Source organism: Pantoea sp. 18069 (assembly GCF_902706035.1).
Classification (GTDB): Bacteria; Pseudomonadota; Gammaproteobacteria; order Burkholderiales; family Burkholderiaceae_C; genus Comamonas.
The window spans coordinates 267,391-280,785 of the sequence record NZ_CACSJA010000002.1 but is presented as its reverse complement, the minus strand read 5'-3'; the positions used below and the strand labels follow the sequence as shown (position 1 = coordinate 280,785).

The following is a 13,395-nucleotide window of genomic DNA, read 5'->3' as shown; positions in this document are numbered from 1 at the left end:
CCTCGACGGCACGCCGCTGCCATGCTGCCGCCCCCGACCACCAATTCCCATCCGCCAACGAAAAGGATTGCACCATGTCAAGCCCCCGCAACACCAGCGACCCGCACCACCTGAGCAGACGCGCCGTGCTGAAGACCGCGATCACCATGGCCACGGGCGCGATGGCGAGCAGCATCGCGCGTGCGCGCACGCCCGCACCGAAAATCCTCAGGTACAGCGACCATGAGCCGTTCGGCGGCATGCGCACACGCTTTCTGAAAGACGTCTTCTTTCCCGCCATCGAGCGTGAGTCCAGCGGTCGGTTGAAGATCGAGGCCCATTGGGATGGCGAACTGGCGGCCGCCTACGACGCGCTGGGCGCCGCGGGCAAATCCCCGCGGGTGGACATGGCGACAGCAGTTCCCGAGTACACCGCCAACGAGCTGCCGCTGCACCAGATCTTCAAAAGCTTTCCCGTAGGCCCCACCGGCGACAAGCAGGTCGGATTCTTCCGACAGGTCTACCGGGACGTGCCGGAATTCTCGGACGAGCTGGCCAGGAACGATGTGGTCCCCGTGTACATTGGAACGGGCTATCCGGTCTCGTTCTTCAGCAAGGCCCCCCTGGACGGTCTCAAGGGCGTGGCAAAAGGCCGGTGGAGAACGGCGAGCTTCTGGCATCGGGACTTTCTGCGCAGCGTTGGTGCGACGCCGGTTTCCATCCCCTGGGGTCCCCAGGTCAACGAAGCCTTCGGACAGGGAACGCTGGACGGTCTCATGGTCAACGTCGACAGCGGCTACATCCTCAAGGTCCACGAGATGGCGCCGAACGTGCTTGCTTCCAGGGACCTCTGGTTAGGGCATGCCTATCCTGTTGTGATGAAGAAAAGCGTGTGGAACGGCCTGGCTGCCGAAGACAGGGAGGCCATCCAGCGCGCTGCCGAACGCGCTTACCAGACGCTTGGGGGCGTCATGGACGCGAGCTTCGATGTTCAGATCGAAGACCTTCGGGCGGCGGGTGCGCGCGTGCGCGTCGTTGGCCGCGAGGAGGCCCTGGCCTGGCAGGTCGACACCCGCTACCAGCAAGCCCAGCACGCGTGGGCCGAGCAGCAAACCGCCAATGGCATCCACAATGCCAGGTCAGTGATCGATAGCGTCGCGGCGGTGTTGAATGCGTCCATGAAGTGATTTTGCACATGCACACAACGGCGCTCGGGCAAGGCGGCGTGGCGCGGCCCCGCTTCGAGGGGAGGTTGCCGCAATGGTGTTGCGTTCCGATGCTTCGCGAGGGTATAACGGCGCGGATGGATGACACGCTCTAGATGACCCTATGTCCGCAGAATACTCCTGGATCGCGATCTGCGTCGTGACCACCACGGTGGCCAGCGCCGAGGACGCGCGGAGGCTGGCCCGGAGCATGGTGCGCTCGCGTCTCGCGGCCTGCGCCCAGACCGAACCCATCACTTCGCATTACGTCTGGCAGCAGGCGCTGCACGAGGACGGCGAATGGCGCGTGGTGTTCAAGACCCTGCCCGATGCCCTGGCACAGCTCGCGCAGCGTCTGCGCGCCGAGCACCCCTACGAAGTGCCGCAGCTGCTGGTGCGCACCGAGCAGTGCCTGGGTGACTACGCGCAGTGGGTGCGCGAGGGCATCGACTTAGCTTAGCAAGGCCTGGGCGAACTCCTTGGCGTTGAAGGTCTCGAGGTCTTCGAGCTTTTCGCCGACGCCGATGAAATACACGGGAATGGGCCGCTCCTGGGCAATCGCGGCGAGCACGCCGCCCTTGGCCGTGCCGTCGAGCTTGGTCACGATCAGGCCGGTCAGCTGCAGCGCATCGTCAAACGAGCGCACCTGCGCGAGCGCGTTCTGGCCGGTATTGCCATCGATCACCAGCAGCACTTCGTGCGGCGCCGTGGCGTCGGCCTTGGTGACCACGCGGCGGATCTTCCTGAGCTCTTCCATCAGGTGCAACTGCGTCGGCAGGCGGCCCGCGGTATCGACCAGCACCACGTCCTTCTTGCGCGCCTTGCCTGCGGTCACGGCATCGAAGCTCACGGCCGCGGGGTCGCCGCCTTGCTGGCTCACGATTTCGACGGTGTTGCGCGTGGCCCAGACGCCGAGCTGCTCGCGCGCTGCCGCGCGGTAGGTGTCGGCCGCGGCCAGCAGCACGCTTGCGCCTTCATCGGCGAGGTGCTTGGTGAGCTTGCCTATGGACGTGGTCTTGCCCGCGCCGTTGACGCCCGCGACCATGATCACGGTGGGCGTGAACTGGCCGATGACCAGCGGCTTCTCCAGCGGCTGCAGCAGGTCGGCGAGCGACTGGGCCAGCAGTTCCTTGACGGCCGACGGCTCGGTGGCCTTGGTTTCCTTGACGCGGCGCTTGAGGTCGGCGAGCAGATGCTGCGTGGCCTTGACGCCGGTGTCGGCCATCAGCAGCGCATCTTCGAGTTCTTCATACAGTGCCTCGTCGATCTTGGTGCCGGTGAACACCGTAGAGATACTGCTGCTGGTCTTGCGCAGCCCGGCCTTGAGCCGGCCCAGCCAATTGGCGCGCTCTGCCAAGGGCAATGTTTCTGCAGGCGCGGCGATAGGCGCCACGGGAGGGCGCGCGACCGCGGCTGGCGCCGCGCTGGTGGGCGCCGGGGTGGGCGTATCCACCGGGGCCGGCTTGCCCGCGCCGAACATCTGGCGCAGGCGGCCCATGGCCCCCGCCACCGGTTCGGCCACAGGGATCGCCTGCGGACTTTGCGCCGCGCCCGTGTCCGACGCGCTGGCGGCAGACTCCGGGATAATGTCTGGAACTATTTCCGGAACATGCACGTGCTCGATAGGCGCGGACGCGGGCGTACTCACCGGCTCATCGGCGGGTGGTACGGCGGAAGGAAGGGGCTTTTTTTTGAAAAAACTGAACATTGGCAGGTTCGTAGAATCTCACCATTCTATGAAACGTGCTCTTACCCTCCTGGGCCTCGTGGCCTGTCTGAGCGCCGGGGCGCAAAATTTGCCCCCTGCGAGCCCGCAAACCTCCCCCTCTTCCAGTGCCAAAACCGATGCGGCAGCGGCGTCCAAGGTGCAGCAATTCACGCTGGCCAACGGCATGGAGCTGATCGTGCAGCCCGACCGGCGCGCGCCCACGGCCGTGCACATGGTCTGGGTGCGCGTGGGCTCGATGGACGAGGTCGACGGCACTTCGGGCGTGGCCCATGTGCTCGAGCACATGATGTTCAAGGGCTCGAAAGCCTTGCCTGCGGGCGAATTCTCGCGCCGCGTGGCGGCGCTGGGCGGGCGTGACAATGCTTTCACCAGCCGCGACTACACCGGCTATTACCAGCAGATCCCGGCAGAGCGCCTCGAAGACGTCATGCGCCTGGAGTCGGATCGTTTTGCCAACAACCAGTGGCCTGACGAAGAGTTCCGCAAGGAGCTCGAAGTGGTCAAGGAAGAGCGGCGCATGCGCACCGACGACCAGCCGCGCGCCGCGCTGTTCGAGCAGCTCTATGCCGCGGCCTATACGGCCTCGCCCTATCGCCGGCCCGTGGTCGGCTGGATGAGCGATCTCGAGGCGATGACGCCCGATGACGCGCGCGCGTTCTTTCGCAAGTGGTATGTGCCGTCCAACGCGGTGGTGGTCGTGGCCGGCGATGTCGATGTCGCCAAGGTGAAGCGCCTCGCCGAGAAATACTATGGCCGCATCCCCGCCAAGGCCACGCCGGCGCGCAAGCCGCAGACCGAGCCCGCGCAAACGGGCCTGCGCCGCATTGCGGTCAAGCTGCCGGCCGAACAGGCTTTCGTGGCGCTGGGCTTCAAGGTGCCGGGCATTTCCCAGCTCGAGACGCTGGGCGCGCAGGACAGGGACGCACTGGCGCTGCTGGTGCTGTCGGAAGTGCTCAGCGGCTACAGCGGCGCACGCCTGGAGCGCGCGCTCGAGCAGGGGCCGCAGCGTGTCGCCGATTCGGCCAGCAGTTCGGCTTCGGTGCTCGGGCGCGGCCCTGGCATGTTCATGCTGACGGGCATACCTGCCGCGGGCAAGACGGCCGCCGAAGTCGAGGCCGCGCTGCGTGCCCAGGTGCAGCGCGTGGCGCGCGAAGGCGTGGATGCGACGGAACTCGCACGCGTCAAGACGCAGTGGATTGCCGGCACGGTTTATGAGCGTGACTCGGTGTTCAGCCAGGCGCAAAGCCTGGGCAGCTACTGGAGCATGCAGTTGCCGGTCGATGCCGAGGAACGGCTGCTGCAGCACCTGCGGCAGATCACTTCCGAGCAGGTCCAGGACGTGGCCGCGCGCTATTTCGGCGACGACCAGCTGACCATCGCCACGCTGGAGCCCCAGCCCCTCGAGCCGGGCAAGCCCCGGCGTCCCGAGTCTGCCTCCGAGCAGCCCTTGCATTGAGCATGCCCCGGAGTGAACGCATGAAAGCCTTTTCCACACGAACCGCCAGCTTGCTGCTGGCCCTCACCGGCGGCCTGCTCGCCGCCCAGCCGGCCTGGGCCCTGCTGCCCATCCAGCATTGGACCCAGCCCAGCGGTGCCAAGGTCTGGCTGGTCGACAGCCCGGGCATTCCCATGGTCGATGTGCAGGTGGCGTTTGACGCCGGCAGCCGCCGTGACCCGGCCGAGCAGTCGGGCCTGGCCTCGGCCGTGGCGCTGATGGCCTCCAAGGGCGTGCTCGCCAGCGGCGACGCGCCGGCCCAGGACGAGAACGCGCTGGGCGAAGCCTGGGCCGACCTGGGCGCGAGCTTTGGCGCGGGCGCCGACGATGATGGCTTCAGCTATGCGCTGCGCTCGCTCACCGAGCCTGACCTGCTGGCCCGGGCCACGCGCCTGGCCGCACGCCAGATCGCCGAGCCCAGCTGGCCGCAGGATATCTGGCAGCGCGAACGCGCACGCTGGAGCGCCGCCATCAAGGAAGCCGACACCCGCCCCGCGACCATCGCCGCCAAGGCCTTTTCGGCTGCGGTCTATGGCGGCCACCCCTATGGCCAGCAAACGTCAGAGGCCACGCTGGCGCGCATCGATGTGAGCGCCATGCAGGCCTTTCACCGCAAGCTGATCAACGCCTGCGGCGCGCGCGTGAGCATCGTCGGGGCGCTCAACCGCGCCCAGGCCGACGAGCTCGTCAACCAGTTGCTGGCGCCGCTGCAGGCGCACGATGCGGCCGCTCGGCCCGCAGGCGCGGCCTGCCCGCAGCAGCCCGCGCTGCCCGAAGTGCCGGCGCTTGCGTCGGCGCGGACCATCGATATTCCCTTCGCCTCGGCCCAGGCCCATGTGCTGATCGGCCAGCCGGGCATTACCCGGCGCGACCCGGACTTTCTGGCGGTGATGGTGGGCAACCATATCCTGGGCGGCGGCGGTTTCACTTCGCGGCTGATGGAGCAGGTGCGCGAGAAGCGCGGCTTGAGCTACAGCGTCTACAGCACGTTCTCGCCGGGCCTGCATGCAGGGGCGTTCCAGATCGGCCTGCAGACGCGCTCCGATCAGGCGCCCGAAGCGACCAAGGTCTCGCAGCAGGTGCTGGCCGACTTCGTCGCCAAGGGGCCGACCGCCGCCGAGCTGCGTGCGGCCAAGGACAACCTGGTCGGCGGTTTTGCGCTGCGCATAGACAGCAACCGCAAGCTGCTGTCGAACGTGGCGAATATCGCCTGGAATGATTTACCGCTCGACTATCTCGAGCATTGGACAAAGCGCGTCGAGGCTCTGACCGCCAGCGAGGTGCGTGCCGCGATGGCCCGCATGCTCCAGCCCGAGCGCATGGTGACCCTGGTGGTCGGAGGAAGCAAGCCATGAGCCGTTCACGTATCCACATCGATGTGCAATCCATGGCCGTGGCCGATGCGATCAAGGCACTCGAACACAAGACGCGGGTGCGTACGCGCGACCTGCCCGAAGTCGTCGAGGCACCCGCACCGCTCAAAGGCAAGGCCTTGAAGGCCGCCAAGGCCGCTGCCGCCGCCAAGGCCGGCACGACCGGCGGCTCGGGTGAAATCCGCATCATCGGCGGCCAGTGGCGGCGCACGCGCCTGTCCGTGGCCCAGCGCCCTGGCCTGCGGCCCACGCCCGACCGCGTGCGCGAAACGCTGTTCAACTGGCTGGGCCAGGACCTGACGGGCTGGCGCTGCATGGACGCGTTCGCCGGCACGGGCGTGCTGGGCTTCGAAGCCGCATCGCGTGGTGCCAAGGACGTGATCATGGTCGAACTCGATGCGGGCCTGGTCGCGCAATTGCGCACCTTGCAGCAGCGTCTGGGAGCTTCGGCGGTCAAGGTGCAGCGCGGCGACGGGCTGAGCCTATTGCAGCAGGTCACGGCCGACAGCCTGGACCTGGTGCTGATCGATCCGCCGTTCACCGAGAACGCGCTGTTCCTGCCCGCGCTGCGGGCCGCGCGCAGCGCCGTGAGCGACAACGGCTGGATCTACCTCGAGGCGCCCGCCGAGTGGGACGACGCGGCGCTCGCGCCGCTGGGCCTTTCGCGCCAGCGCTATCTCAAGGCCGGCGCGGTGCATGCGCATTTGCTGCGCAAGGCGCCCCCTGCAGCGCTGGCCGAAGCGGCGGTCGACGCGGCCTGACCCATTGCGCGGCGTGCCGGCGCGCGAAAGCGCTCCGGCATAATGCCCGCAAACGGTGCACCCGCCAGGGCCAGCGCCATCCATCCCGCTACCTTGGAGACTTCCACGCCATGGCCGAAAACGTGCTCGCCGTCTATCCCGGCACTTTCGATCCGATCACCCTGGGCCATGAAGATGTGGTGCGCCGCGCGACCCAGCTCTTTGGCCGGGTGATCGTCGCCGTGGCAGCAGGACACCACAAGAAGACCATGTTCAGCCTGGAAGAGCGCATCGCCATGGTGCGCGAGGCGGTCAAGCCCTATCCGCAGGTGAGCGTGGAAAGCTTCTCCGGCCTGTTGCGTGACTTCGTCGTTCAGCGCGGCGGCAAGGCCATGGTGCGCGGCCTGCGCGCGGTGACCGACTTCGACTACGAATTCCAGCTCGCGGGAATGAACCGCACGCTGATGCCCGAAGTCGAAACCGTGTTTCTCACGCCCAGCGACAAGTTCCAGTTCATCAGCAGCACTTTCGTGCGCGAGATCGCGACCTTGGGCGGTGAGGTCGACAAGTTCGTCTCGGCCGATGTCTATGCGCGCCTGTGCCAGAAAGTCGCAGGCCCTGCCGCCGGCTGATTGCCCGCGGCCCCGGCAATTATTGCGCCGGCGGCAATGACTCGGAAGGCGGCTGCTGGCGCTGCAGCCGGTGTTGCTGCAGCAGTTCATGCACCCACATCAGCTTGCGCCGCGCGCCTGCCGAGAGCGCAAACGGGTAGGCGTCCTGGTGGCCCAGGCTGCGATTGAGGCTGTTGAGCAGCAGGGTCAGCGGCACCCATTGCTTGAGCATGGCATGGAAGTCGGGCCGCATCGTGCCAAACGGGTCCTGTACCTGCTGGTCATGGTGCTCAGACGGGGCGGGCACGGTCACATGGGTCTGGTAGCTTGCCCCTGTTTCGAGCAGATCCACCATATGCAGATAGTGCGCCCAGGTCTCGGCCCAGTCTTCCCAGGGGTGGGACTGGGCATAGCCGCTGATGAAGTGCTCCTGCCAGCCGGTCAGCTTGTCCTGCCTGGCGTAGTAATTCTGCAGTGCCTGCCCATAATCCTGGCGCTCGTCGCCGAACAGCGCGCGAAACTGCTCCAGGTGCTCGCTGTCGCGCACCAGCAGATCCCAGAAGAAATGCCCGCATTCATGGCGCAGGTGGCCGATCAGCGTGCGATAGGGCTCGTTCAATGACATGCGCCGGCGCGCGCGCTCTTCGTCATCGGCTTCGGCCACGTTCAGCGTGATCGTGCCATTCGCATGGCCGGTCATGACCGGCGGCTGGCCCGGGACTTCCTCGAGCAAATCGTATTGTGGCGCGCGCTCGCCGGGGCCGGGCTGCAGGCCCAGCCGTGCAAGGCAGTAATAGAGATGGCGCTTGGCGGCTTCGATCTGTTTCCAGCGCCGCAGGTTGGACAGGTCCGACAGGTCGGGAAGCCAGCGCGTCTGGCGGCAGGACACGCACTGCGCATGGGCATCGCCCCCGGCGACGGTGAAGTTGCAGGTGTCGTACAGGGTGCGGTTGCGGCAGAAGCGGTAGAGCTCGGGCTTTGCCGCGCCGCGGGGCGAAGCGCGCTGCCACCAGCCGTTGTCCAGCGGTTGCATGGCCACCATTTCAAGCGTTTGCGGCAAGAACGCGAGAGTCGCCCCGCAGTGCAGGCACTGAACGCTGTCAAAAAAAACCAGATGACCGCATTGGTCGCAATTGAATACCTGCATGGGCCTACTCTAACGATAAAAAGGGCCGGAAGTTATTCCGGCCCTTTTTAGAGCGGTTGGACGCTGATGGAATGCCAGGCCTGTTGCCAGGCCGGGCAGATCAGGGTCGCACTACGATGCTGTTGCGCACTTCACGCACGTTGTTGGCCGAGCGTGCAATCTGTTCGGCACGGTCCTTTTCGGTTTGCGACTTGGCGAAGCCGGACAGTTGCACCGTACCGTTGAGCGTTTCCACGCTGATCGAGGTGGCGGACACCGACTTGTCTTCGGCCATCTTGGCCTTGACCGCCGTGGTGATGCCGGCGTCGTCCACATACGAGCCAACGGTCTGTTGATCGCGGAAAACGGCGCAGCCCGTGGCGGCCATAAGGGTGGCACCGGTGACGACGGCGAAAGCAATGGCGCGGGTGAATTTCATGGTGACTTCCTTCGAGGTGGATAAAGAGGACTGCCGATTGCGGACCGGTCTGCCAGGGGTGCTGGCCGGGCCGTTGTAACAATCCATCGCTCCATGCATGCGGGGATCAATGCCGCGCAGGCCAGAGGTCAGATCGGTGCCCAGAGGGCGGGGTATGGGGGGGTGTCCGCAGCCTGACCGGGTCTGCAGCCGGTCGGGCGGGACGGGTGCGCCGGCTCAATGCCGTGAACGCGAGCCCCAGAGCAGCGCCGTGGCCACGGCCGCGCCGGCCGCGGCTGCCAGCATCAGCGACTTGGCGGGCTGGTCGACCACATAGCGGTTGGTGGCTTCGGCCGCGCACTGGATCTGGCGGCGCGCACGCTCGGAGCTGTCGGCGCAGAAATGGATGCTGCGGTTGGCGAGGTCCTGGGCACGTGCCGCGAGCTCGTCAATGACCGGATTGATATGCTCTTGCGCGGCTTCGAGGCCTTCCTGGGCCTTGTCCACGGCCTCGGAGGCGACCTTGCGCGTTGCGTTCACGCCTTCCTTGGCGGCTTCAGCGGCATTGTTGACCAGGTCCTTGGTGGCGTCGGCGGCTTTTTGGGCGCTGTCTGCAGGGTTGTTCAAGCTCATGAAATCCTCCTAATAAATTGCGGTCGTGGCAGGGCGGCCTGTGGGGCCTAGCGCTTTTTCAGCAGGCTCAGCACAAACGTGACGATGGCCATGATCACGAAGACGTAGAACAGGATCTTGGCAATGCCCACTGCGCCTGCGGCGATACCGCCAAAGCCGAAAATGGCGGCAATCAGGGCGATGACCAGAAAAACGACGGCGTAATGCAACATGCAATTCTCCTTTGAAGCCCGCATGAGCAAGCCTGGAAGAGTTCTTGCTGCAGCGGTGCTGTAACAACTACTTTAGGAGTCGCACCAGCGCCGCGCTGCCAGTGTCCAACGGGCGACCTCGTCAGCCTTATGGTGGTTGCCCGGGTGGTCTTTCTCCTACAGTGCCGCACCGCGCTGCCAGGTCGGTGCCTGGCAGGGGATTTCAGGCGATGCCGGGGGTCGCCGCAGTCAGCGGGATCACCGCCGAAATGGTCGTGCCCTTGCCCACTTCCGAAGACACGGTCAGGCGCCCGCCCGCGGCTTCGACCCGGTGGCGCATGCCGGCCAGGCCGTGCGAGTTGAGCCGCACCGTGGCGGTATCGAAGCCTTCGCCGTCATCCTGGATCTGCACGGCGACATAGGTCGGGTAGTTGTGCACGGTGACGACCGCATGGCTGGCCTTGGCGTACTTGCCGATGTTGGTCAGCGATTCCTGAACGATACGGTAGACCGTGAGCTGGGTGGTTTCCGACAATTCCACCGCTTCGAGGTTGGCTTCGACTTCCATGTTGCTGCGGCTGGCGAATTCGCGCGTCAGGATTTCAAGCGACGTGATCAGCCCCAGGTTGGCAAGTGACGAAGGCCGCAGGTCTTCGATGATGCGGCGCTTGAGCGCTATGCCGCTGTTGAGCGCTTCGATCAGGTGCTGCACGCGCTCGGAAATTTCCGGCGAAGTCATGTCGATGCGCGATTTGAGCCGCGCGACATCGAGCTTGGCGGCTGTCAGCAGCGCGCCGAGTTCGTCGTGGAGTTCGCGCGCCAGGTGGCCGCGCTCGTCCTCGCGCACCTGCTGCAGGTGATTGGCGAGCTCGGTCAGCGTGGCGGTGCGCTCGCGCACCAGTTCTTCGAGGCGCATGCGTTCGTCACGCTGCAGCGCCTGCTCGCGCTCATGCGATGCCTGCAGGCTGTGGGCCTGGCGCAGGTACATGTAGAACGCCAGCAGCCCTATCACCGTGACGGTGGCGATGCCAATGCGCGACAGCAGCAGCGATTGCTCGATGTCCGACTGGCTCAGGCGGCTGCGCTCGGTGCTGCTTTCCATCAGGGTCCGGCTATAGGCGCGGATCGCATCCATGTTCTCCTTGCCCAGGTCGGTGAACATCACGAATCGCCAGGCCTCCTCGTTGCCCTGGCGGTACAGGCGCAGGCTCAGCTCCATCTCCGAGAGCTTGCGCGCGACCTGGCGCGACAGCGGCGCGAAGGAGTCGAGGTCCTGGCGCGACGTCATGAAGATGTCGCGCAGGTTGTCGAGGTTGCCGTTCACCGACGAAACCGCTTTTTCGTAAGGTTCGAGGTAACGTTCGTCGTTGGTGAGAAGATAGCCACGCATCCCGGTTTCGGCATCGAGCATGTTTTGCAGCAACATGCTGATCGATGTCCGGGCGTTGTGAATGTGTGACAAGTTGTCCAGCGCATCGCGTGAACGTTGGTAACCGGCCTCGTTGATTCCTACCAGTAAAACAGCCGCCAGAACGGCGAGCGGCAGGCTGATGGCGAGCCTGCGTAATTGGGACCAGCGCATGAAGTTCCTCCTGCTGAGGAGTTTCAGCGAGATATTCTGCATAATCAAGACACTTCGATACACCGTATTTCCAACAGGTGTGTCGTAACTAAGTGTTCACTTGTGGTAACTGAAGGGCAGTCGCCCGTCTTAGGGAGAAAGACTTCAATGATCAAGATAGGCATTGTGGATGACCACGCTATCGTCCGTTCCGGACTGCGCCAGTTTCTGTCCGAGCATGTGGATTTGCGGGTGGTGGGCGAAGCCTCGAACGGCCGCGAAGCCATCGATCTGGTGCGTGAGCAGGAAATCGATGTGCTGCTGATGGACCTGTCCATGCCTGGCCAAAGCGGGCTGGATGCACTGGCCATGCTGCGCGCCAAGGCGCCGGAAATGGGGATTCTGATCCTCAGCGGCTACCCCGAGGAGCATTACGCGATCAACCTGATTCGTCAGGGCGCAAGCGGCTATCTCAACAAGGAATGCGATCCGCAGGAGATCGCCGAAGCGATTCGCACGATCGCGTTGGGGCGGCGCTATCTGACGCCGGCAGTGGCCGACCTGCTCGCCCAGCAGCTCAACCGCAAGGACGATGCGCCCGCGCATGAGCAACTCTCGGAGCGCGAGTTCCAGGTGTTTCTCAAGCTCGCGCGCGGCGAAACGGCAGGCGATATCGCCAAGTCGCTGTCGCTGAGCGTCAAGACCGTGAGCACCTACCGCACGCGGTTGATGGAAAAGATGGCGCTGTCGTCGAACAGCGATCTGACCTACTACGCGCTCAAGAACCGGCTGATCGATTGAGTGCGTTGGCTTTGTGTTGGGCACTTAGCTCTACACAATAGTCGATCAGCGCGTCGATTTCGTTGGATTTGTCGAACACCGCGTCGACGCCCAGCTGCGCACAGCGTGTGCGCACGTCGGGCGTCGCATAGTTGCTGAGCACCACGATCTTCTGGTGCGCCAGGCGTTTGCTGCAGGCCGCCAGCACGCCCAGGCCGCTGCCCTGGCGCAGGAACAGGTCAAGAATTGCCACATCCCACTGCGCGGCGTGGCGCGTGAGCCAGTCAGTGCCTTCGAATTCTGTTTCAGCGATGCCTACGGACTCGATCTCGGCCAGTTCCTCGAGTGTGGCAATCAGGTTTTCGCGGATGGTGGCGTTGTCTTCGACAATATACGTACGCAATTTCACGGTGGTATCCAGGTAATAGGCGGCTGCCGCAACGCTTCAGGGCAGGCGTGGCAGCCCACTTTTCGCTTGGACGTCCATCGAAACATTTTGCCAGCGACTGCACGCTGTAAAGGTAGGTCGATTCCTACGAATCGCCGGCGCAGACAGGGCAGTGGGCCATCCTGGCGATCTGCATGCTCGACCAATCCATGCGCCGGCTGTCGAACATCATCAACCGGCCCGTGGCGGGCTGGCCGCAGCCAGAGATCAGCTTGAGCGCTTCCGCCGCCTGCAGGCTGCCCATGGTGCCGACCAGCGGCGCGAACACGCCCATGGTCGAACACTGTTCTTCCTCGAAGCTGGCTTCGGGCGGGAAAACGCAGGCATAGCAGGGCGCCTGGGCGTCGTTCGGGTCGATGACCATCAACTGGCCGTCAAAGCGCAGTGCCGCGGCGGCCACCAGCGGTGTGCGGTGGCGCACGCAGGCCGCATTGACGAGGTGGCGCGTGCGGTAGTTGTCGCAGCAGTCGAGCACGATGGTTGCCGTTGGCAGCAGGCGGTCGAGGAGCTGCGCATCCGCGCGCTGGCGCAGTGCCGTGATGCGCACTTCGGGGTTGATGGCGTGCACTGCCGCGCGTATCGACTCCACCTTGGGGCTGCCCACGCGCTCGCTGGTGTGGGCGATCTGGCGCTGCAGGTTGGTCAGGTCCACCGTGTCGTCGTCGATCACGGTGATCCGGCCCACGCCTGCGGCGCCGAGGTACAGGGCCGCGGGCGAGCCCAGGCCGCCGGCGCCGACGATCACCGCGTGCGCGGCAAGAATGCGTTCCTGGCCTTCGATGCCGATCTCATCGAGCAGGATGTGCCGCGAATAGCGCAGCAGCTGGTCATCAGTCATGGCGGTGTGATGGGGGGTAATGAAAAAATGCGCAGCCAGTGCAGTGCCTGCACCTGCGGCGGTGTCCACACCACTCGCAGCCCATGAAACTGAAGTGCCCCAGCTCAGGGGCAGCGAGGAAGGGCCGCCCCGCACCGAGGCTGCCGTCCCTGGCCGGGCGCCCCCCTCCACCGAAGGATGAGAGGGGGAAGAGGCGAAGCCTCTCAGGGGGTGTTTAGAGCGGCTATCAAAACCCTTGAGGCGTCGTTGCGTTGCCTTGTCGTGCTAC

Annotated in this window: 15 protein-coding genes; 7 read left to right on the top strand and 8 right to left on the bottom strand. The window is 65.2% G+C overall.

The window, feature by feature from the left end:
- Nucleotides 1-74 precede the first annotated feature (74 nt).
- Together GVL12_RS03430 and cutA are read left to right on the top strand one after the other, a co-directional pair.
- Nucleotides 75-1,166 (top strand): ABC transporter substrate-binding protein, encoded by a 1,092-nt coding sequence (locus GVL12_RS03430; protein ID WP_159911239.1) that lies wholly within the window; start codon nucleotides 75-77, stop codon nucleotides 1,164-1,166.
- Between the two features lie 142 nt (nucleotides 1,167-1,308).
- Complete coding sequence (gene cutA / locus GVL12_RS03425) at nucleotides 1,309-1,644, top strand: divalent-cation tolerance protein CutA (protein WP_159911238.1); 336 nt, start codon at nucleotides 1,309-1,311, stop codon at nucleotides 1,642-1,644.
- Here the strand turns inward: cutA and ftsY are convergent.
- Nucleotides 1,636-2,706, bottom strand: coding sequence for a signal recognition particle-docking protein FtsY (ftsY, locus tag GVL12_RS03420; RefSeq protein ID WP_200843466.1), 1,071 nt, complete (start codon nucleotides 2,704-2,706; stop codon nucleotides 1,636-1,638). The two genes, cutA and ftsY, sit on opposite strands and share 9 nt — an antisense overlap.
- Nucleotides 2,707-2,920: 214 nt before the next feature.
- On the opposite strand from ftsY, the gene GVL12_RS03415 reads away from it, so the two are divergent.
- The 4 genes from GVL12_RS03415 (at nucleotide 2,921) to coaD (ending at nucleotide 7,153) form a co-directional block, all read left to right on the top strand.
- Complete coding sequence (locus tag GVL12_RS03415) at nucleotides 2,921-4,369, top strand: pitrilysin family protein (RefSeq protein WP_159911236.1); 1,449 nt, start codon at nucleotides 2,921-2,923, stop codon at nucleotides 4,367-4,369.
- A 20-nt stretch (nucleotides 4,370-4,389) separates the two neighbouring features.
- Nucleotides 4,390-5,763 (top strand): pitrilysin family protein, encoded by a 1,374-nt coding sequence (locus tag GVL12_RS03410; RefSeq protein WP_159911235.1) that lies wholly within the window; start codon nucleotides 4,390-4,392, stop codon nucleotides 5,761-5,763.
- Entirely contained in the window at nucleotides 5,760-6,542 is a 783-nt protein-coding gene (gene rsmD, locus GVL12_RS03405; protein WP_235033792.1) for a 16S rRNA (guanine(966)-N(2))-methyltransferase RsmD, read from the top strand. Before GVL12_RS03410 ends, rsmD begins: the two co-directional genes overlap by 4 nt.
- 110 nt (nucleotides 6,543-6,652) lie before the next feature.
- The gene (gene coaD / locus GVL12_RS03400) at nucleotides 6,653-7,153 is read left to right on the top strand and encodes a pantetheine-phosphate adenylyltransferase (RefSeq protein WP_159911234.1); all 501 of its coding nucleotides are present in this window, start codon (nucleotides 6,653-6,655) and stop codon (nucleotides 7,151-7,153) included.
- Between the two features lie 19 nt (nucleotides 7,154-7,172).
- On the opposite strand, the gene GVL12_RS03395 is transcribed toward coaD, so the two are convergent.
- The 5 genes from GVL12_RS03395 to GVL12_RS03375 all read right to left on the bottom strand — a co-directional run bounded on the left by GVL12_RS03395 (nucleotide 7,173) and on the right by GVL12_RS03375 (nucleotide 11,082).
- Nucleotides 7,173-8,279, bottom strand: coding sequence for a putative zinc-binding metallopeptidase (locus tag GVL12_RS03395; RefSeq protein WP_159911233.1), 1,107 nt, complete (start codon nucleotides 8,277-8,279; stop codon nucleotides 7,173-7,175).
- A 100-nt stretch (nucleotides 8,280-8,379) separates the two neighbouring features.
- Entirely contained in the window at nucleotides 8,380-8,697 is a 318-nt protein-coding gene (locus GVL12_RS03390) for a BON domain-containing protein (RefSeq protein ID WP_159911232.1), read from the bottom strand.
- 216 nt (nucleotides 8,698-8,913) lie between these two features.
- Nucleotides 8,914-9,309, bottom strand: coding sequence for a hypothetical protein (locus tag GVL12_RS03385; RefSeq protein ID WP_159911231.1), 396 nt, complete (start codon nucleotides 9,307-9,309; stop codon nucleotides 8,914-8,916).
- A 47-nt stretch (nucleotides 9,310-9,356) separates the two neighbouring features.
- Nucleotides 9,357-9,521 (bottom strand): DUF1328 domain-containing protein, encoded by a 165-nt coding sequence (locus GVL12_RS03380; protein ID WP_159911230.1) that lies wholly within the window; start codon nucleotides 9,519-9,521, stop codon nucleotides 9,357-9,359.
- Between the two features lie 202 nt (nucleotides 9,522-9,723).
- Nucleotides 9,724-11,082 carry a CHASE3 domain-containing protein gene (locus GVL12_RS03375; RefSeq protein ID WP_159911229.1) on the bottom strand — a complete coding sequence of 453 codons (1,359 nt, stop codon included), beginning with the start codon at nucleotides 11,080-11,082 and terminating at the stop codon, nucleotides 9,724-9,726.
- A gap of 147 nt (nucleotides 11,083-11,229) precedes the next feature.
- On the opposite strand from GVL12_RS03375, the gene GVL12_RS03370 reads away from it, so the two are divergent.
- On the top strand, nucleotides 11,230-11,862 hold the full coding sequence (locus tag GVL12_RS03370) for a response regulator transcription factor (protein WP_159911228.1): 633 nt from the start codon (nucleotides 11,230-11,232) through the stop codon (nucleotides 11,860-11,862).
- Here the strand turns inward: GVL12_RS03370 and GVL12_RS03365 are convergent.
- The gene (locus tag GVL12_RS03365; protein ID WP_159911227.1) at nucleotides 11,840-12,250 is read right to left on the bottom strand and encodes a response regulator; all 411 of its coding nucleotides are present in this window, start codon (nucleotides 12,248-12,250) and stop codon (nucleotides 11,840-11,842) included. The genes GVL12_RS03370 and GVL12_RS03365 overlap by 23 nt on opposite strands.
- 124 nt (nucleotides 12,251-12,374) lie before the next feature.
- The gene (locus GVL12_RS03360; RefSeq protein ID WP_159911226.1) at nucleotides 12,375-13,127 is read right to left on the bottom strand and encodes a HesA/MoeB/ThiF family protein; all 753 of its coding nucleotides are present in this window, start codon (nucleotides 13,125-13,127) and stop codon (nucleotides 12,375-12,377) included.
- Nucleotides 13,128-13,395 lie beyond the last annotated feature (268 nt).